The sequence below is a fragment of the Bacillus mycoides genome (assembly GCF_001757995.1).
Classification (GTDB): Bacteria; Bacillota; Bacilli; order Bacillales; family Bacillaceae_G; genus Bacillus_A; species Bacillus_A mycoides_B.
Window position 1 is genome coordinate 25,609 of record NZ_LXLV01000025.1, and the last position, 20,443, is coordinate 46,051.

Here is a 20,443-nt window from a genome sequence, read left to right on the forward strand (position 1 = left end):
AGGCATATAACCTCCTATTTTTTATTAACTATTTTACAATCTCGTATTCTAATTACCTTTTTAAATTAGTAGACTGTTTGCTGTCTTTAATAAACAAATAAATTGTACTCGGCAGAATGACAAGAATCATTCCAGAAATAATTGCTAGTATGCCATAACCTCTATAGGGAGCAGAAACGATAAAAGGAAGTATCGCTAAAAAAATACCTGCTATCATCATTGAAATACTACAAATATTTGAAGCTCTCTTTTCAAGGTGCTTATCATTCCATTCCAATGAAACTGTTGATTTAGTCGTATCAATTTTGGAACTGAAATAGCCTATTAATATAAATAAAAACCCTAATGCTAAAAATATTAAATGATCAAGAGGAAGTGAGAAGCCAAGAGCAATGAGGGCAATGACAATATCAACAAAAAATAAGAATAGTAAAATTGTATTGCCGGTCCAAAGGAGAAATTTCTGGTTATTCGCCGCTTTAGATAAAGCTAAAAATAGAAAGAATAAGAAGGAACATATAATTATATTTACGATAACAAAAGTGCTTTTATCCATTGTTGATGTAGGAGTTCCATTGAAGTCCCATTTCGTTACAATACTTGATGGTAAGAAGAAATAGAGAATAATATTTGTCGTAATAAGAGTAATAAAAAGACCGATGCTAAATCGATTATTCATCGAATCACCTGCTTTCTACATAAATAATTCGTATCTTATAACAAAATTATACAATATAATAAATGATATTTGTTTTGATTTTTCTGAAAAAATATTATAATTATATATGAAATAAAGAGGAATGTAGGAGGAAATTATGCAAAACGTTATATTAAAGGGGAACAAAGTTACAATTCGTACAATAGAAGAATCAGATATAAAAACATTATGGAATCTCGTATTTAAAGAAGAAAATCCAGAGTGGAAAAAATGGGATGCACCGTATTTTCCGTTTTCAATGCAAGAATACCCGTCTTATAAAGAGAAGATGCAAACTCGTTTAAAAGAAGAACCTCTATCCAATTTAATTATAGAAAATAACGGTCAAATTATAGGGACAGTCGGATTTTATTGGGAACATAAACCGACGCGTTGGTTAGAGATGGGAATCGTAATTTATGACCCAGCATACTGGAATGGTGGCTATGGTACAGAAGCATTAACACTATATAGAGATTTACTATTTGAAAATATGGAGATTGGTAGAGTAGGGCTCACGACTTGGTCTGGTAATGAACGAATGATGAAAGTAGCAGAAAAAATAGGAATGAGCTTAGAAGGAAGAATGCGAAAATGCAGATATTATAACGGAACATACTATGATTCTATTCGAATGGGAATGATTCGTGAAGAGTGGGAAGTGCTATGTGCAACGAAGGGGTGAGGACGTGTGTACGCTATTATTGCTACATTTGATTGTGTGTTTGTTAATAAAGTTAGAAAATTGCAAAATGAATTAATGAATATAATCGGAACAAACCAACTAGCTGGAGTAGAACCCCATATTACATTGGCTGATTATAATGAGTTAGATGTTAATTTATATACGGAGAAATTAAAGGAGTTTGTAGCTTTTCAAGAGAACATTGCTGCTGCAACTTTTCCTTCTGTTAGGACTTTTCCTACTAACAGAACTATCTTTCTAGCACCGACCATTACCGATGAATTATTAAGATTTCATCATTCTTATCATGATTATTTCAAAACTTTTCATGATAATTCGAATTCATATTACGTACCAGGAAAATGGGTTCCGCATTGCACGATTGCTAATGGATTAAATTCAAATCAGTTTTTAAGTGTAATGGAATATATATATGAAAAAATTGATGTTACAATAGCTTCGATTGAGAAGTTAAAATTAATTAAGGTAAATTATGAAAATGGTTCCGCCATTTCTTCTAGTATATTAGCAGAATATAATTTAAAGAGAATGGAGACAGCGAGATGACATATGTAATTAGAGAAATGAAGCAAGAAGATATTCATGCTGTACAAAACGTAGCAAAAATAGCTTGGCATGATACTTACGAAGAAATTATTCCAAGAGAGATTCAAGATAGTTTTTTAGATGAAGCATATTCTGATGAAAAAATGAAATATCGTCTTAAAAATACACATTTATTCGTTGCAGAAGAAGAGGGAGAAGTAATTGGATTTGCGAATTTTTCACCTGTTAGACTGCAAAATGAAGCAGAATTAGGTGCGATTTATTTGTTACCAGATCAGCAAGGAAAAGGGATAGGAAGTGCTTTATTACAAAAAGGGATTAAGGCATTGAAAGGAATACGGAAACTGTACATACATGTAGAAGCAGCAAATGAAAAGGGAAAGCGCTTTTATGAAGCGAAAGGTTTTGCGGAATTAGAGCAATTTGAAGAAGATTTTGAAGGGCATTTGATGCAGACAGTAAGGATGGTTTTATACATATAAGGAGGATCAGAAATGAGAATATTTGATTTCAGTGAAAAAGTAGGGAAGCACATATCAGCATTTCAATCTAACTTTATAATGTCAAAAATATTAAATCATCAAGGGAATATACATATCGGTGCCATGCATTTACAAGAGAATGGGATCATAGGATATCAAGAAGCAGTTGTATCTCAACTGCTTCTTATTGTGGACGGGGCAGGATATGTATGTGGGGCAAATAAAGAAAAGGTAAAGATAGAGGTGGGACAAGCTGTTTTTTGGGAAAAGGGTGAATTTCATGAAACGAGTACAGAAAATGGATTGATGGCAATAGTAATTGAGTCAGACGGTCTTGAAGATAGTATGTCAATAATGATTAGAGGTCAGGAGGGAGAAAGGAATGATTACAAAAGCGAATGAGGAAGAAACGAAACAAATATTAAATTATGCAGCTCAATCTCTTTTCGAAGGAACAAAGGGGAATTGTCAGGTAAGTACAGAAAAAGCGATTGAAATTACAAAACCTTTAGTAGAAAAAGGGGCATATTATATAGTTGCAAAGGAAGAAAATAAAGTAGTAGGATGGATACTAATAGGAGAAAATGTGGACTATTTCTCTCGTGAAAAACTCGGTTTTATTTATGAATTGTATGTTTTTTCAGAGTATCGCGGGAGAGGATTATCACGAAAACTAATGAAAGCTGGGATCAAGGAACTACAAGAAAAGTATTCAGAAATTCGCTTGAATGTATTTGCAGGGAACTTTGCAAAAGAAATGTACGAAGATTTTGGCTTCGTTGAAAGACAAGTAATCATGACTTTGAAGTGAGAAAACGATTTTAAGTGGGCGAAGAAACAAGAAAAAGAAAATGAGTATGTAATTTGTAAAGGTTATATTCTGAATTTTGGGTAAAAAAAGTTTTCTTTTTATTATTAAATAGAGGTAGAAACGCTTAGTAGTCCTTTTTAAAAAAACAATAACATTATATTATATAATATAATGTTATTATATTGAAAGAGAAATTTTGGAAAAATATCATTTTTTTGTTTAGAAATTTTTAAATTATTGATATAATCAATTTGTAGAATTGATTTTGGGTTAATTTTACTATTTTTAAATTTTAAGGGGGATTTAATAATGGCAGGACAAATTCGTATGTCACCAGAGGAGCTTAAATCAAAAGCGACTCGATATGGACAAGGTGCAAATCAAATTGAGGACATTTTACGTCAGTTACAAAACTTACAAAATGAATTAAGAGTAGAATGGGAAGGTCGTGCTTTCGAAGGTTTTGATCAACAGTTCAATCAATTAAAACCAAAAGTACAAAACTTCGCACAGCTATTACAAGAAATTAATATGCAGCTTAATAAAACTGCAGAGGCTGTTTCTAGACACGACGAAGATCTTTCTCGTAATTTCGGTCTACAATAAAAACGGGTAAAAAGAAACATGTAATTTAGCCATGCAACTTTCGTTGTATGGCTAAATTACTTTAAAACTAGAGTAAGATAAGGAGTCCTTAACTTAATAGACTCGCAGCCGCAGGAGTGATAAGTAGTGAAAAAGTTTAAGTGGAGCATCTTGTTGTTTATTATTTTAGCTCTTGTGCTATCAATAGGAGTCTCCTATTTAGCATTAAATCAAAATGTTAAGAAAGCTAATGAGAATAGCACGCCAAAAATGACAGTTGCATTAGTAAATGAAGATCAAGGAACTGTATTTGAAGGGAATAAAATAGCGTTTGGAGATCAATTTGTTAAAAATGTAAATAAAAATACGAAACAAGAATGGTACGTAGTTAGTCGCGGAGTAGCAGAAAATGGTTTGAAAAATAATAATTACAATATGATGATTGTTATACCAAATGATTTTTCTAGGAAAGCAGTTGCGATTGATTCAGAACTACCAGAGAAATTAACGTTAAACTACAAAGTAAATGCAACTGGGAATAAAGATTTGAAAGCTGAGGCTGAAAATACGGCGTCTACAATTTTAGAGGATTTCAATAAGCAAATCATCGACGTTTATTTTGCAAGTATTATTGGTAAGTTGCAAGGTGCACAAGATAATATAGGTAAAATAATTGAAAAAGGAAACGTTCAAACAACTATGTACAAAAAAGATGTACACAGTCCTTTGGCAAATTACACAAATCAATTTAAAATAGTGCAAGATTATACTGGGGTTTCTGTTAATAGTTTTAAAGGATTTCAGGATGTATTAAAAGGTTTCGGTCAAGTGTTAGATGAAGGGAATAAATCTAACAATACTTACTTAGAAGGCTTTAATAACTTCCAAAAAATGCAATCTGATAATAATCTGTTAGCGAATAATTTTACGAATCAATTTAATCAATACATGAGTGATATGAATACAGGCGATGTTTTAAAGCAGTTAAGTGCATTGGAATCCGCTAATAAAGTTATTACAAATCAATTTACGCTTTCAGAGAAAGAACCAAATATTTTAGCTGATGCTTCAGCAATTCAAAAATATTTAACAGATGTAAAAAAACAAGTGTCAGAATATGATACAGAACTTGCAGGAAAGTTAGAAAGTGATATTCAAGAGACGATAATTAAAAAGTTAAAGCAATCTATGTCGAACGATGGAAAGCAAGAAATCTTTATAAATACATTAATGAAACAACCAGATGTTCGAATAAAGAAACAAATCGAAAATTTAATTGTAAAATTACCTAGTTTAAACATGGAAGAAATCGTTCAAAGTGATTTGCCAGATGCAACGAAATTACAACTGCAAAATGTAATTCAATTTACAAATAAATATAATAAAGAAAATAATTTTTATTATGACCCTGTAAATAAAATATCTTTAGGAAACGCCATTAAAGAAGTAAAGGATAGTCTTTATAAGGATGGAATTACATTTAGCGATACAGCGAAAGTAATTAAAATGGAATCTTCACAAACTATGAACATAAATATTCCAGAAGGTTTTGAACTATATGGAAGTACCGAAGCTTTGTATATTGATGATGTGGATTACACAAGTATGTTTCTGGAGAAAAACGGAGAAATTATTATACCACCTCGTAATGAAGGGGATATAAAGATTAACCTGCATGTGAAGTTAAAAGATCCAAACATCAATATAGATGTTTTCTCTCCTGTAATGTGGGACTGGAAATTGAGTGGGAGCTATGAAAAAGAAGAACCTAGTAAAGAAGAACCTAGTAAAGAAGAACCTAGTAAAGAAGAACCTAGTAAAGAAGAACCTAGTAAAGAAGAACCTAGTAAAGAAGAACCTAGTAAAGAAGAACCTAGTAAAGAAGAACCTAGTAAAGAAGAACCTAGTAAAGAAGAACCTAGTAAAGAAGAACCTAGTAAAGAAGAACCTAGTAAAGAAGAACCTAATAAAGAAGAACCTAATAAAGAAGAACCTAATAAAGAAGATAAAGGAACACAAACTGAAAACAGCAAGGTGGAAAACGTAGTTAATAAAACGCAGTTTGGAATTATGCCGCTAGTATACAATGGTCAAAAACCTATTATTCAAAAAACAGAACAGGGTAATAATGGTGGCAGTGTAAAGCCTGATGTAGGAGGAAAACCTGATGCAGGAGGAAATCCAGACACAGGAGGAAAACCTGATGTAGGAGGAAAACCAGACACAGGAGGAAAACCTGATGCAGGAGGAAAACCAGACACAGGAGGAAAACCAGACACAGGAGGAAAACCAGACACAGGAGGAAAACCAGACACAGGAGGAAAACCAGACACAGGAGGAAAACCAGACACAGGAGGAAAACCAGACACGGGAGGAAAACCAGACACAGGAGGAAAACCTGATACAGGAGGAAAACCAGACACAGGAGGAAAACCTGATACAGGAGGGAATCCAGACACAGGAGGAAAACCTGACACAGGAGAGAAACCAGACACAGGAGGAAAACCTGACACAGGAGGAAAACCTGACACAGGAGAGAAACCAGACACTGGAACAGATAACGGTGGAAAATCAAAAGTTATTGAACGAACGACGAATCAAGTTGTACATCAAAAATCAGAAGAATTAACAAAAAATATATCTAGTGTATTAATAAAAGAAGCAGTAGATACAGTTGAAAGTTATCAAGGTTTAATTAGTCTGTACGAAATGTATTATGGGATTGATTTAAGAACGAAAGATGTAGGTCCTAAGCTAGAAGAGGGAAGTTTAGATGCAATTGCAACTGAACAATCTTTGTACTACGTATTAAATAAACAAAGCTTAATTGATTTAATTTCAAACCTTGTTTCATCTAGTATTACGACAGAAGTTAAGCAAGATATGACAGGTTTAAAACAAAAAATAGACTCTTATCAACAATTCATTACTAGTGCGGATCAAAATTCAATGCTACTAGCGGAGAAATTAAATGTAACGACTCAGCAAGCAACTAGTATGAATGAAAATTTAGGAGAATATTTAAAAGGTTTAGCGAAATGGCGTGAAAGTAGCTTAAAGCTAGTTGAAGAACAGCAAGTGCTAACAACAAATAATACTGGTGAGCAAACAGCTGTTTTATCGTTAGATTCTGGTATTAAATCATTAATGATGCAAAGTCAGTCATTGGTCGAGAGTTCGAAGCATAGTTTAACAACATCAGACGATGTATATAAAACATTTGATCAAATTAATGGACAAGCAAAAGAAATTCAAGACAGCGGAACGACAATTGTTTCAAAGGCTGATTCATTATTAAATGACTTTACAAAGAAAATGGAAGATGATAAATCATTCTCCAAAAACTTTACTGAAATTTTGGCTAATAGCCGAATTGGTGATCGCCAAAATGAAATGTTATACCAATTTTTATCTAGTCCAGTTCAGAAACAAAATGATGGAGTAATTGTAGCTGGTAATGCTTTTACACCATATTTAATCGTATTAACTTGTTTTATTGTTGCATTATTTACAGCATACGCAATTGCGAATCAAGAAAAGAAACGAACGCAATCAGATCATTTTGAAGAGAAGTTCTCATTAATTGATATGAATGTACCAACTACAGTAGTGGCATTCGGTATATCAATTGTGGAAGGAATTAGTATAGGTATCATTTCTGGACGTCTTTTACAGTTCGGTCAAGATCAAAGTTTACTATGGATTGCGTTTATCACAATCATTATGATGGCGTTTGTATTGGTCTCAACATACTTATTACGACAAATAAAAATGGTAGGGATGTTTATACTATTAGTATTTTTAAGTATGTACCTATTTTTAACTGAAGCAGTTGGAAGTAAAGTAGATCAAATGTCGTCTGTTGGAAAGGTACGTCAATTCTCACCGCTTCAGTATATAGAAAGTTTTCTAAATGATTTTATTAGCGGTAAAGATACTGGAAAAGTTATTTTCATCGTGTTGTTTGTAATTGCCATTATCGGATTAGTTAGTAATCTATTTGTATGGCATAAGAAATGGGAGGAAAAAGAAGTAAATGATCAAACAATGGAGCATAGTGGCTAAGTTATCATTTCTCTCTATCCTTTTACTGTTTGTCGCGCTACCGATAAGGAGCGCGGCTGACAGTTATCTTGGTGATGATGGGAAGATTAAGTTTAAAGTGGATCGACTTGAAGAAAGCGACCAAGAAAAAAATAAAAAGGAACATAAGGAAACGGAATTAGATAAAGCATCGATTGAGTTATTTAATAAAGAAATAGAAGAAGAAATTCAGAAAAAGAAAAAGAAAGAACAAAAAGATATGGAAGCTTTACGAGATTCTCTTTTTATAAAACAAAAAGAAATAAATAGTGTTAAAGATACGAAAAATAGTTTGTTTAGCAGTGAATACGTTGTGAGAAAAAGTGCAGATGAAGTAGCGAGTAATGAAACAATGAATGAAAAGCCAATTAGTACAACAATAATAATATTATTTGGAGGTGGCATTGTACTTATTTGCATCGGTATTTATACAGTTCTTCGCAAAAGTTGGAGGTAAAGTAATGGCAATACAAACACATATTAATGTAACGGTAGATTTTAGTAAATGGAATGGAAATACATATGATTTGTGTATTCCAAATCATCAATCTATTAAATATTTATTGAAAAATTTATTAGATACGCTAAAGATTGATAATCATGAAGGTTCACATTTTGTAATTAAAGTGAAAAATAAGTCAATTGTTTTAACGGATAATGATCGTTTAATTGATCACCAAATAACAGATGGAGATATTTTACAAGTTTTATAAAGAATATTTTTTACTTTTAGTTATTTGAAAATAAGTTATTACGGGTTATAAAGAAAAGGAGAAGAGGATAAAAATGACGGAAAAAACAATTCAAATTGATGCAATGAACTATCAATTTCAAATAGAAAAAGAAAATTGGAAATTGGAGATGACCAAATCTCAAACACGTATAAAAGACTTCCGTCAATTCGATATAATTACGGGCGCATCATCTGAGTTTGTACCATTAACGATAGAAGAAACGGATGATATGTTTACTTTTATATTTCAAGTGGATAAAAAATTATATAAGTGGGACGATCTTAGCCGTTTTGGAAGAAATGAGAAATTAAGACTGCTTCGAAATGTTGCGCAGTTTCGTAAATATTTAAATAAACGAATCACGTTCTTTTTACATCCGGACAATATAGTTTTTAATGCTAATTTAATACCAAGTATTATACATAGAGGAATTAGAGATATTGTTCCACCAACCCCGTTGTTAGAAGAGCAATTTTTAACACAATATAAGTGTCTAATTATTGCTTTATTCTCCCAAAAGCACAATTTTGATGATTTGTATGCTGGGTTACTAAAAGATGCAAAAGAAACAACATTTGAACAAACCGTTGCTCAAATGGAAAGTTTAGAGGCATTACTGCAGTTTCTGGATGACAGCTTTGAGAAGGAACAAACAAAAACAGAAAAAAATATGCAGTTAGTACATAAAAAGAGCTACAAATCATTTAAATATTTAGCTTTTTCCTTCATAGCGGCGACAGTTGTTTTAGTTGCTCCTTTAATATATTTCACTTTTATAAAATTTCCTTATCAAAATAAATTATTAGAAGCAAATGCGAGTTTCATAGCAACTGATTATGACAAAGTAATTACTCAATTAAGTGAAGAGGAATTTGAATCATTACCGATTGCATCTAAATATGAGTTAGCATTTGCATACATTACAGCTGAAAAACTAGGTGAAGATCAAAAAAAATCGATTATGAAAAATATTAGTTTGAAAAGTGATGAAAAGTATTTGCTGTATTGGATGTATAACGGAAAAGGTGATTTTGATAAATCATTAGATTTAGCTAAGACACTTGATGATCCGCAGCTTATTATGTACGGCCTTGTTAAACAAATTGAATCGCTGAAAAATAATCCGGACTTGTCAGGAGAAGAGCGTGATCAAAAGTTAAAAACATATGAGCAACAATTAGATGAGTATAAAAAGAAATATGGCAATTCATCAAGCGATAAAGACTTGTCGGACACAGAGAAAAAAGAGTAAGCAAGCACTTGATGAGACAGTTGAAAAGGAGCAGTGAACACGGATGGAGTAACTATTAGTATTGACTTATGGAGACAAAATATATAAGTGCACATTACATCCAAATGAGCAATCAATAGTGTCGATTGGAAAAGAGTGGACAAATGATATTACGAATCCAAGTTTAGAAAAAGAAATAGAGTTAAACTGGAATAATGAAGTAAACGCTTGGATGGTAGAAGATCAATTAATAGAATTCAATAAGGAATTTGAGATTGGAAAAACGAAAGACGTGAGCTTGAAAATCTTTATATCTATTATTGGCACAACTAAAGTGTTTGATATAGGAACGAAACATTCTCTTACAATCAGTCAAAATAGTTATGATGATATCGCTATTACAGGGAGTAGCGTAGATTTAATACTCTCTCGTGAAACATTGTATGATTCTTTTAAAGTGAACGTATATGACGGGGATGTATTTCATAATTATACGAAGCTAAATGATAGCGTTATGTTAGAAGCGGGAGACCAATTATATTTTGATGGTGTTTTGATGGAGATTGGCAGTGAAGATATTCAAGTATTGTCCTCAGAAGACAACGTGAAATCTACATTACCTATTTTAGTAGAATCAGAAACGAATTATCAAAGTGGTTATCCAGACTATCATCGTTCACCACGTATTATTTATCGTGAACCAGAAGAGAAAATGACAGTTGCGAAACCATCAAGTAAGCCGGCAAAACCAACTGAGCATTTAGCAAGAATAATCGCACCTTCTCTTGTCATGATTGTCGTAACAGTATTACTTGCTATTTTTATGAAATATGGAATGTTTATTATTGCATCGATTGCGATGACATTAGTAACGATCATTGTTTCCGTCACATCATATATAAAAAATTTAAAGCAATATAAAATCGACATTGTTGAACGTGATAAAAGTTATAGAGAGTATATAAAACAAAAAACGAAAGATTTACATGCAGAAAGTGAAAAGCAGCGTCATGCATTACATTATCACAATCCAAATGTTGAAGTAATACGTAATATGGCTGTTCAAGTAAATCCTCGTATTTATGAAAAAACAATGCAACATCATGATTTCTTAACATTTAGCGTTGGGACAGGACAAGCTAATACGAGTTTTGAAATTCAATTTAATGAAGAAGAATTTAGTCAAACGAAAGATGAATTAATTGATATAGCACGTGAACTAAGACAGCGTTATCTTTCATTGGAAGATGTACCAGTTGTTACAGATTTAATGAATGGACCAGTTGGCTATATTGGACAACGCTCTTTAGTGTTAGAACAATTACAATTATTGGTTGTACAAGCGGCTTTATTCCATAGTTATTATGACTTGCAGTTTATTACTATTTTTCCTGAAGAAGAAAAAGAGAAATGGGATTGGATGCGCTGGTTACCTCATGGAAGTGTTCGCGATATAAATGTACGTGGATTTGTATACCATGATCGTAGCCGTGATCAAGTGTTAAATAGTTTGTATCAAATATTGAAAGAACGAAAATTAAAACTAGATGAAAAAAGTTCAACTAATGAAAAAATGTACTTTGCACCGCACTATGTCGTACTTATTACAGATGAAAAACTAATTTTGGATCATGTTGTTATGGAATTTTTCAATGATGATCCGAGTCAATTAGGTGTATCACTTGTATTTGTACAAGATGTTATGCAAAGTTTACCAGAGCATGTGAAAACGGTAATAGATATAAGAGATGCAAAACAAGGGAACATCATCTTAGAACAAGGAGAGCTTGTTAATCGTCAATTTAAATTGAATCATGTACCGAAAGGGTTTAATTTAGAAGATGTTTCACGAGCATTAGCACCGTTAAATCATTTGCAAAACTTAAAAAATAGTATTCCAGAAAGCGTAACATTCCTAGAAATGTACGGGGTTGAAAAAATAAAAGAGTTAAATATCACAAATCGCTGGCAGAAAAATGCAGCACATAAATCTTTAGCTGTACCACTTGGATTACGTGGTAAAGAAGATATTGTAAACTTAAATTTACATGAAAAAGCACACGGACCACACGGATTAATAGCTGGTACAACTGGTTCAGGTAAGTCGGAAATTATACAATCTTATATTTTATCTCTAGCAGTCAATTTCCATCCTTACGAAGTTGCCTTTCTACTTATTGACTATAAAGGCGGCGGTATGGCGAATTTATTTAAAAACTTACCGCATTTATTAGGAACAATTACAAACTTAGATGGAGCGCAAAGTATGAGAGCGCTCGCATCAATTAAAGCTGAATTACAAAAAAGACAACGATTATTTGGAGAAAATGATGTAAACCATATTAATCAGTATCAAAAACTGTATAAAGAAGGCTTAGTAAGTGAACCGATGCCACATCTATTTTTAATTAGTGATGAATTCGCGGAACTGAAGTCAGAACAGCCAGAATTCATGAAAGAGTTAGTTTCAACAGCGCGTATTGGACGTTCACTCGGAATCCATTTAATATTAGCTACGCAAAAACCGAGCGGTGTTGTAGATGATCAAATTTGGAGTAACTCGAAATTCAAACTAGCACTGAAAGTTCAAAATACGTCAGATAGTAATGAAATTTTAAAAACACCAGATGCTGCTGAAATTACATTGCCAGGACGTGCCTATTTACAAGTTGGGAATAATGAAATTTACGAACTATTCCAATCGGCATGGAGCGGGGCGGATTATGTAGAAAACAAAGAGGATAAAGAACATTTAGACGCAACGATATATGCAATAAACGATCTAGGACAATATGAAATATTAAGTGAAGACTTAAGTGGACTTGGTAGCAGTAAAGACGTAATAAGCGTACCGTCTGAACTGGATGCTGTTATTGACTACATTCACGATTACGCAGAAGTAAATGAAATTGAAGCGTTGGCTAGACCGTGGTTACCACCACTTCCAGAAAGTGTATATTCACAAGACTTACACGCTATTCAGTTCAAAGAAGCATGGACGAAAGAAAAGAAACCATTAAAAGCAACAGTTGGTCTATTAGATCAGCCTGAATTACAATCACAGACGCCGTTAACATTAGATATTAGTAAAGACGGACACGTAGCAGTCTTCTCAAGTCCGGGTTACGGAAAATCAACATTCTTACAATCAGTCATTATGGATGTAGCTCGTCAGCATAGTCCGGAGCATTTGCATGTGTATTTAGTGGACCTTGGAACAAATGGTCTTCTACCTTTAAAAGGATTACCTCATGTAGCGGATACGATTACAATTGACGAATCTGAAAAATGTTTAAAGTTTGTTGAAAGATTAACTCAAGAAATGAAAAATCGTAAACGATTATTAAGTGAATATGACGTTGCAAATATTGAAATGTATGAAAAGGCAAGCGGGAAAGAAATACCACATATTATTATTGCAATCGACAATTATGATGCAGTAAAAGAAGCGAAGTTCTATGAAATCTTTGAAATGCTAATTATGCAAATTGTCCGAGATGGTGCAAGTTTAGGAATTCATACCTTAATTAGTGCAGGACGACAAAACGCACTTAGAATTCAATTGTACAATAATATTAAAATCCAAACTTGCCTATATATGATTGATCAAAGTGAAGTAGCTAGTATTGTAGGGAGATCTGATATAAAAGTGGAAGAAACAGCAGGAAGAGCGTTAATAAAACTAGAATCTCCTACATTATTCCAGGCTGCATTGCCTACGAAAGCAGAAGATGAACTACAACAAATTCAATTATTACAACAAGAAGCAAATGATATGGACCGAGAATGGGATGGAGAACGTCCGAAGGCAATTCCAATGATGCCAGAAATTATTGATATTGCTACTTATCGTAAAAATAAAGACGTTACAAAAGCTCTACAAGCAGCAAGAATTCCAATGGGGCTTGATTTTGCAAACGTAGAAGTTGTAGCTCATGATATTGCGGTGAATGATCATTTAATGATTTATAGTGTAGATGATAGTATGAGAAAACAAATTGTAACTAGTATCCTATCTCAATTGAATAAAGATTATTTTGAAAGTGTGACGTTGGTGGATACAGCAGAGTATAGTTTCGTTCAATATAAAGGCAATGTGACACATTACATTGTAGACGAAAATGAAATAAATATGCATGCGAAGTATTGGATGGAAGTAATTCGCGAACGAGCTCTTGAATTAGCACAAGCAAGACAAGAAGATAGAGAAATTCCTACATTCACAAAACAACTCATTATCATGACAAATGTTGAAGAGTTTAGCAAATTTGTTTATTTAGAAATAGAGGATGCAGCAACTTTAATTGATCTATCTCGTACAGTAGGTATTTACTTTGTATTAGCAGGTCACCACGACTATATGGACCGAAATCGTGAAGCTCTACCTATGAAAATGAGAAGTAAACTAACAGCAGCAGTTATCGCAATGCCATTAAATGATCAAAGTATCTTCAACATAAAATATATAAGCAACGAAGCACCATTAGGTAAAGATGAAGTGTATTACTACCAAAAAGGGAACATAATGAAACTAAAAATGCCTAGAGTAACTAATGAGGTGACAGTATGAAATTAAAGAAGAAAGCTAAGGGGATGATAGTCGTGTCGATAGTGGCAAGTTTATTAAGTGGATGTGGTTTTGGAGAGACAAAGATAGAGTATGAGAAATTAGTAAGGGCATTGGATGAAGGGGATATGAAGACAGTTATGTCTGCGAGTGATGATGGGTATGCGTATGTGAAAGAAAGAAGCATATATGGGACTTTTGAGGAAAAAGAAGACGGTACTCATAGTAAAACAATCTATCAAACAACAGAGGGGATTTATAATACCGATGAGAAAAAATTATTTGGAGAAACAACGGAGGAAATAGCTACGAATATTAAAAATGAAAAAGAAAAGGCGGATAATAGTAATTACAAAGAAGAGGGAATTTATCATACTAATATAATGTATGAAGGTGGGGAAGTGAAGACGGTAAAAACGGTATTTGATGTGTCCTCTGTTAAATTAATTATGGATCGCTTACAGGGAATAAAAGATTTAAAAACGTCAGAAGATACAAAAGGATTCGATGAACCGAATATTGTTAGTTATAGTCTAACAGAATCTCAGTTTCAAAAATTATTAAACGATAAATTAAAGTTAGAATATGATGAATTTATTGGTAGCTCAATTGGATTACACTTTAATGCTATAAAAGACTCAAAGAAAGGATCTATGGGACTATTAGAAATAAGAATAGCTGTAAGTGTAAAGAAAGAAAATGTTTTAAAACAACAGCAATTATTTGTAAGCTTTAATGATAAAAAAGGTAATGACAGAGTAAAAGAAGATTATGTAAATTATCAAAGAAAATATCAAGGCAAATGAATGAAAGGAAGGACCTTTTATGGATAAGAGGCTTAATTTATCATCGGATCAGGGGAAGTTAAAATTAGCAGCTGTTGATATTTACAAATTTAATAATGAAGAGGATATATATAATTTACCTAAAGAGGATAGAGAAAAATTATTAGAAGGAAATTTTAATGCAACATTAATAGATTCTAAAGTAGATGAAAAAACCGGTTTTGCAGCCTATGCATTTAAAGATAATAAAACAGGAGAAGTTATTATTTCATATGTTGGGACGCAACCTGGAAAAGATAATAATAGTGATGTAGTAGTAGATGCAGAGATAGGTGTTCACAATTTAACAAATGCAAATAAATTAGCATTTAGTAATTGGGAACATGAATTAAAAGTGAAACAATATGACCAAGGAGAGGCATTTTATGAAAAAATGAAACAATATGCTAATGGTAAAACTATTAGTATAACAGGACATTCTTTGGGCGGAGGTATTGCAAATACAGTAGCATTAAGGCATCAAAAAGACGATATTGATGTTTTAACACTAAATCCAGCTCCAGTTTTAAATCGAGATGTAGATAAATTCGGTAATGGGTTTGATATGAAAAATGTTCGAAATATCATTAATAAGAATGATCCTCTACATATTGGGATAAAGGCAGCAGACTTCACACTTCCGGGAAGAATGTATAAAATTCCGAATCAAGCAGGACACTCATATGCTTTTACAGAGAAGGATTATGATGAGAATGGACATCTAATATGGATTGATAAACTAACAAGTGATAATGACACGGGGGGGATGTTATCCCGGGGTTTCTGGAATTTTCTCAATCTGCTGGGGCTATATACACAGGAACTATACATGATGTATTTCATAGAAAAGTTTCTATACAGGAAGAAAAGGTAGCTGGAATTGCACTTAATTTGATATTAAGTGCAACGCCAATTTCTACTATTATAAACGGAATATTAGGTTACTCGGACATTGTACAAGGTAGCAAGCAGCTTGAAAAGCTAAACGATAAAGTTCAAGAAGGTCTTTCTAGATTAAATACAAAGTATGAAGGACTAAAGTCTCAAATTACAGCAGAAGCAATCCAATTTAGTATAATGGCTACAGTTGAAATTAAAGGGGCAGTAGATACCGCTGTAGAGTGGATTGAAACAACTTTAGCGAAATGTAAGGAAAAAGTTTTAGAAGTATTAGAGTCTGTATTTAATACTGCTATAAATTTTTTAGCTGGAAGTGTTGTAGTATATTTAGCTACAAGTGAAATTTTAGAAATTGCAAAAGAAGTTGCAGCTTCTTACGTGCAAGATTTACTAGATTTGTTTAAAGGAGATTTTGTAGTTGATACAAATGTAGCTGCAATTGTATCTGAACATATATTAAGTCATCGTCACTCATTGTTAAATCTCTTTATGAATGACAACAGCAGGGGGATAAACCGTTCTTTATTAGGTGAAATTGCTAAAGATGTGAAGGAGTTATCGAAAGATTTAAAGCAATTAAACGACGATGTTTCAGAAGCTGTATTTTCTATGTTTGCAAAAGACGAAGAATTAGGAGCAGTTTCATATTATTAAAACTCCAAGTTTATAAATTTAAAAGAGAGGGGTATGAAAGTGGATTTACATACAATAATGTCAAGAGTTCATAGTACATTTCCAGCTAGTGGTGGACGAGAACAAATTATAAACGTTGTAGTGCAATTGGAAAAAGCAGCTGCATCTTTAACGGGGGATATTAGAAGGTTAGAGAGTAGTATTGATAGTACATTACAAGGAAAAACACGTGAGGCATTTATTGATCGTATCCGTCAATTAGAGAAAAAAAGACAAAAAATAGAAGAGAAAATTAGCGTACTAAAAGGGACAGTGAATTAATATGAAAGATTATATGGATAAAGTATTACCTTTAGGCAGTGTTGTGAGATTGGGTCTTAAAGAAGAGGAAAATGTAGAGTATGTAATCACTACGAGAGGTTTATTACTTGATGAAAACACATTCTATGATTATGGCGGAGTGTTGCATCCAGTGGGTTTAACCGAAGAGACATATAAATTATTTAACCACGCGGATATTGCAGAGGTTAAATTTGAAGGGTATCGAAATAAAATTGAAGGTCAATTTGCAGCTAAATTTAAAATGTGGCGGAATGAGTTTGTTGAAAAAGTAATTGAAAAAAATAAAAAGAAACAAAAAGCACAAGAGTTAGAAATAAAGGGAAAAAAATAAATTAAAAAGGAAATAAGCTTTCCTCTTCCAAAATGGAAAGAGGGAAGCTTATTTTGATTGAATAAGGGTGTCAGTATGAAGTTAAAGAAGAAAGTTAAGATGATGATAGTTATGCCAATAACAACAAATTTATTAAGTGTATGTGGTTTTGGGGAGACGAAGATAGAATATGAGAGAGTAGTAAAGGCATTGGATGAAGGTGATATGAATACGCTTATGTCTACAAGTGATGAGGGATATGCTTAAGTGAAAGAGAGAAGAATATTTGGAACTTTTGAGGAGAAAGAAGACTATTTGAACTATCAAAAGGCATTCTGATTATGTACGGTAATTAATGTAGTGATGATATACATAAAAGATTATCTAAATTTAGTTACACAAAGATGAATGTACTTAAAAAAATTAGGAATGTAATGGGATTTTAGTGAATGGAAATTACTTAAACTGTATAGAAGGTGAAAAATCAGGATGTGGAAAATAAAAGAAGAAGATTTAGAACAATTTAGAATAACATGCAGAAGGCGTTTAAGTCCTGAGGGTGCAACAGGGTTTATGCTAGGAACGATAATTTTTGATTCATTAGTGATGTTTTTTATTATTTTAGCATTAACTAAAACAGGGTGGGATTTCTATTCAAAACCTTTTGAGAAAGTAATTGTTAGTATGGAGCTTGTATTGTACAGCCTTCAACTAATTTTTTTAATACTATATTTATTTCCAAAAGCTCGTTTTAAATTTCAAAAACTACAGGCGCTTGTCGTATTATTATACGCATTTCAACTTGGTACTATAGGATGGACGGTTTTTATTCTTCCAGGGATGAGCGATTATTCAATTAATTCTAATACACTTATTTTTGTAAGTTTATTATTGTTAGGAGCAGTTGTTTTTCATATTGTCACAACAATTGATACATTTAAACAGGCAAGTAAAGGTGCGTTTAGTATGGATGAAAGAGCTACTTCATTTTTCAGTGAAACAAAATTGAATGTGCTCAAAGGAACTGTAATTTATGTGTTAAGTCTACTTATTTTAATTTATGTAAATAGTTCTTACTCATTAGATACAATGTTTGGCTATTTAATATTTACAGTGATTATGTATGCAGTAGCTATTGGTGCAGCTGAATTCCAATTGTTGGTGTACTGTAGATTTAAATTTAAATCATTTAATATGACATGGGAAGAGAATGAGAGAGAACGACAGAAATTTAGAAAATATAATAAAAAAAACAAATCGAAAAGTAGATAATAAAAGAAATGAATTTTTGCTATAGCATAAATTGTTAATTTATGTGTATGAAATGAGAAATTGCACATTTCTATTCGAAATAGAAAGAAATAAAGATAAGGGGAGTAGATGTTGTGAAAGTTCAATATAAAGCATTATCACTATTAAATTTAATTAGTATTACTCAAGTCGTCAAAAAAGAAGATTGGTTACTACCTGCTATTGCGCTGAGAAATCAAGTTATTCGTAATGGGATTTATGCAGTAGGACCGGTTCTCTTTAAATATAAACCACTTGAAAATGAACCAGCATATGGTGAATATACATATTGTGTTCCGGTAAATGAACGTGTGGAACTGGGGGAAGATTCTGCATATGAATACATTGATGGCTTAATAATTGAAGATGCTTTAAGTGTGCGTTTTACGGATGAAGATGGTGATATTGAAGATGTGTATAATTTAATACACGAGGTGGCAAATCAAAACCATATTAAATTAGATAGTAGTTTTTATCATGTATGCTTAGATGTATACGGTGATACATGGTTAGATATTTATGCTCCTATTATAGAAGTGGGTGAAACCGTAAAATGATTATAGAAGGGCAAAGTATTGCATATGCAAATGTTGTTTCAAAAGAATACTATATTCATTATACTTATATGAAAGATTCGATTGATGATTTTATGCTAGAAATAGAAAAAGCGAACTTAACAGCAAAAGGTCCACTATTTTATACATTGAAAAATGTTCCTTCAGATGAAAATATGTATATTGAATTATTTATGCCGATATATGAGGATAAAGTTCCACCATTAGAAACAATGAAATTTAGAAGCTATTACTATGTAGATGACATGCTTGTGAAACGATTGATAGGAGAGTATGAAACATTAACCGAGTATGCGTATGCTGAGATGCTTCAGTATATGGAAGATAATGAACTCGATATGATTTCACCTATTTATCATATTTTTAGCGGTGATGAAGAGCTACAGTATGTTGAAATAAAAATTGCAGTGGATACACAATAATAATTTAGTGTACTTTTAGTAATAGAGATATGAAAAGTAAAAGCTTGATTTTAGTTTCGTTTTATAGAAGAAGATAAAGGTATTCTTGAATTAAGAGTTCTAATTGTTGTTTTTAGTAGGAAGGGGTCTACATATGTGGTTATTTTCAAAAGAAAAAACTGTGTATTTTCAACAAGAGTGTGAGGATAAAACAGGGGAATTAATTAAGCAACAAATATTGGAGAAAGTATCAGTAGATGATTGCATAATAGCTGCTGAAATGATTGATGTATTGTTTATATACCCTGAAATTGCAGAAGAACTTGCAAGGATTTTATATATGAGTAATAAAGAATTATTCCGAACGGTTGCTATGTTTGTTGGTACATTTGAAATTTTTGTACAAGTCTCAAAAACAACGAAAGTTATTATTCAATGTATTCCGGTAGATGAAGAAATGGAAGAAGAAGTGTTTTCGGATATGAAAGTGATTGGTTTTAAATATAAGAAAAAGTCCACTGATGAAGAGATAGAAGAAATAGCAGAGTGGATGCTGGAATATAAAAAGATGTGTAAAAAAATAGCAGAGCACTATGAAACAGCTCAAAAAGAATCATTATTATAGTAGAAGAATGTCTGAGGATTAATAAAACCTTCTCTTTTCATCAAAATGAGAAGGTTTTTATTTTTAATCTACATGATTTAAGTGAATGTAGTTAAAGGTGG

The 20,443-nt window shown here is 32.3% G+C and carries 19 protein-coding genes and 2 pseudogenes; 20 read left to right on the plus strand and 1 reads right to left on the minus strand.

Annotation, left to right across the window (positions count from 1 at the left end; genetic code table 11):
• Positions 1-52: 52 nt before the first annotated feature.
• Positions 53-679: a DUF1648 domain-containing protein gene (locus BWGOE10_RS09890; RefSeq protein ID WP_070142134.1), complete on the minus strand. Its 627-nt coding sequence runs from the start codon at positions 677-679 to the stop codon at positions 53-55.
• Positions 680-815: 136 nt separating this feature from the next.
• Between BWGOE10_RS09890 and BWGOE10_RS09895 the strand changes: the two genes are divergently transcribed.
• The 20 genes and pseudogenes from BWGOE10_RS09895 (at position 816) to BWGOE10_RS09985 (ending at position 20,342) form a co-directional block, all read left to right on the plus strand.
• A complete protein-coding gene (locus tag BWGOE10_RS09895) occupies positions 816-1,382 on the plus strand; it encodes a GNAT family N-acetyltransferase (protein WP_070142136.1) in 567 nt (188 codons plus the stop codon).
• Between the two features lie 6 nt (positions 1,383-1,388).
• Positions 1,389-1,949, plus strand: coding sequence for a 2'-5' RNA ligase family protein (locus tag BWGOE10_RS09900; RefSeq protein ID WP_070142138.1), 561 nt, complete (start codon positions 1,389-1,391; stop codon positions 1,947-1,949).
• A complete protein-coding gene (locus BWGOE10_RS09905; protein ID WP_070142140.1) occupies positions 1,946-2,431 on the plus strand; it encodes a GNAT family N-acetyltransferase in 486 nt (161 codons plus the stop codon). Before BWGOE10_RS09900 ends, BWGOE10_RS09905 begins: the two co-directional genes overlap by 4 nt.
• A 12-nt stretch (positions 2,432-2,443) precedes the next feature.
• Complete coding sequence (locus BWGOE10_RS09910) at positions 2,444-2,833, plus strand: cupin (protein WP_070142142.1); 390 nt, start codon at positions 2,444-2,446, stop codon at positions 2,831-2,833.
• A complete protein-coding gene (locus BWGOE10_RS09915; protein WP_070142144.1) occupies positions 2,814-3,242 on the plus strand; it encodes a GNAT family N-acetyltransferase in 429 nt (142 codons plus the stop codon). The genes BWGOE10_RS09910 and BWGOE10_RS09915 overlap by 20 nt, the downstream gene beginning before the upstream one ends.
• A gap of 309 nt (positions 3,243-3,551) precedes the next feature.
• A complete protein-coding gene (locus BWGOE10_RS09920) occupies positions 3,552-3,848 on the plus strand; it encodes a WXG100 family type VII secretion target (RefSeq protein ID WP_070142145.1) in 297 nt (98 codons plus the stop codon).
• Between the two features lie 126 nt (positions 3,849-3,974).
• Positions 3,975-7,892, plus strand: coding sequence for a type VII secretion protein EsaA (gene esaA / locus BWGOE10_RS09925; RefSeq protein ID WP_100248246.1), 3,918 nt, complete (start codon positions 3,975-3,977; stop codon positions 7,890-7,892).
• Positions 7,864-8,367, plus strand: a complete 504-nt coding sequence (gene essA / locus BWGOE10_RS09930) for a type VII secretion protein EssA (RefSeq protein WP_016102148.1) — start codon at positions 7,864-7,866, stop codon at positions 8,365-8,367. Before esaA ends, essA begins: the two co-directional genes overlap by 29 nt.
• 4 nt (positions 8,368-8,371) lie before the next feature.
• The gene (locus tag BWGOE10_RS09935; protein WP_070142147.1) at positions 8,372-8,623 is read left to right on the plus strand and encodes an EsaB/YukD family protein; all 252 of its coding nucleotides are present in this window, start codon (positions 8,372-8,374) and stop codon (positions 8,621-8,623) included.
• A 73-nt stretch (positions 8,624-8,696) separates the two neighbouring features.
• The gene (gene essB, locus BWGOE10_RS09940; protein ID WP_070142149.1) at positions 8,697-9,896 is read left to right on the plus strand and encodes a type VII secretion protein EssB; all 1,200 of its coding nucleotides are present in this window, start codon (positions 8,697-8,699) and stop codon (positions 9,894-9,896) included.
• A gap of 61 nt (positions 9,897-9,957) precedes the next feature.
• The gene (essC, locus tag BWGOE10_RS09945) at positions 9,958-14,445 is read left to right on the plus strand and encodes a type VII secretion protein EssC (RefSeq protein WP_070142151.1); all 4,488 of its coding nucleotides are present in this window, start codon (positions 9,958-9,960) and stop codon (positions 14,443-14,445) included.
• Positions 14,442-15,248 (plus strand): DUF3952 domain-containing protein, encoded by an 807-nt coding sequence (locus BWGOE10_RS09950; protein ID WP_070142153.1) that lies wholly within the window; start codon positions 14,442-14,444, stop codon positions 15,246-15,248. The genes essC and BWGOE10_RS09950 overlap by 4 nt, the downstream gene beginning before the upstream one ends.
• A 19-nt stretch (positions 15,249-15,267) precedes the next feature.
• A pseudogene (locus tag BWGOE10_RS09955) lies at positions 15,268-16,820 on the plus strand (lipase family protein).
• A 39-nt stretch (positions 16,821-16,859) separates the two neighbouring features.
• On the plus strand, positions 16,860-17,120 hold the full coding sequence (locus BWGOE10_RS09960) for a hypothetical protein (RefSeq protein WP_000363098.1): 261 nt from the start codon (positions 16,860-16,862) through the stop codon (positions 17,118-17,120).
• Between the two features lies 1 nt (position 17,121).
• The gene (locus tag BWGOE10_RS09965) at positions 17,122-17,472 is read left to right on the plus strand and encodes a DUF4176 domain-containing protein (RefSeq protein WP_070142155.1); all 351 of its coding nucleotides are present in this window, start codon (positions 17,122-17,124) and stop codon (positions 17,470-17,472) included.
• A gap of 75 nt (positions 17,473-17,547) precedes the next feature.
• A pseudogene (locus BWGOE10_RS32430) lies at positions 17,548-17,715 on the plus strand (DUF3952 domain-containing protein); the annotation flags it as partial.
• A 225-nt stretch (positions 17,716-17,940) separates the two neighbouring features.
• Positions 17,941-18,723 carry a hypothetical protein gene (locus BWGOE10_RS09970; RefSeq protein ID WP_070142156.1) on the plus strand — a complete coding sequence of 261 codons (783 nt, stop codon included), beginning with the start codon at positions 17,941-17,943 and terminating at the stop codon, positions 18,721-18,723.
• A 113-nt stretch (positions 18,724-18,836) separates the two neighbouring features.
• On the plus strand, positions 18,837-19,298 hold the full coding sequence (locus tag BWGOE10_RS09975; RefSeq protein ID WP_002127051.1) for a DUF5085 family protein: 462 nt from the start codon (positions 18,837-18,839) through the stop codon (positions 19,296-19,298).
• Positions 19,295-19,738: a DUF5085 family protein gene (locus BWGOE10_RS09980; RefSeq protein ID WP_070142158.1), complete on the plus strand. Its 444-nt coding sequence runs from the start codon at positions 19,295-19,297 to the stop codon at positions 19,736-19,738. Before BWGOE10_RS09975 ends, BWGOE10_RS09980 begins: the two co-directional genes overlap by 4 nt.
• Before the next feature lie 133 nt (positions 19,739-19,871).
• Positions 19,872-20,342 (plus strand): hypothetical protein, encoded by a 471-nt coding sequence (locus BWGOE10_RS09985; RefSeq protein ID WP_070142161.1) that lies wholly within the window; start codon positions 19,872-19,874, stop codon positions 20,340-20,342.
• Positions 20,343-20,443 lie beyond the last annotated feature (101 nt).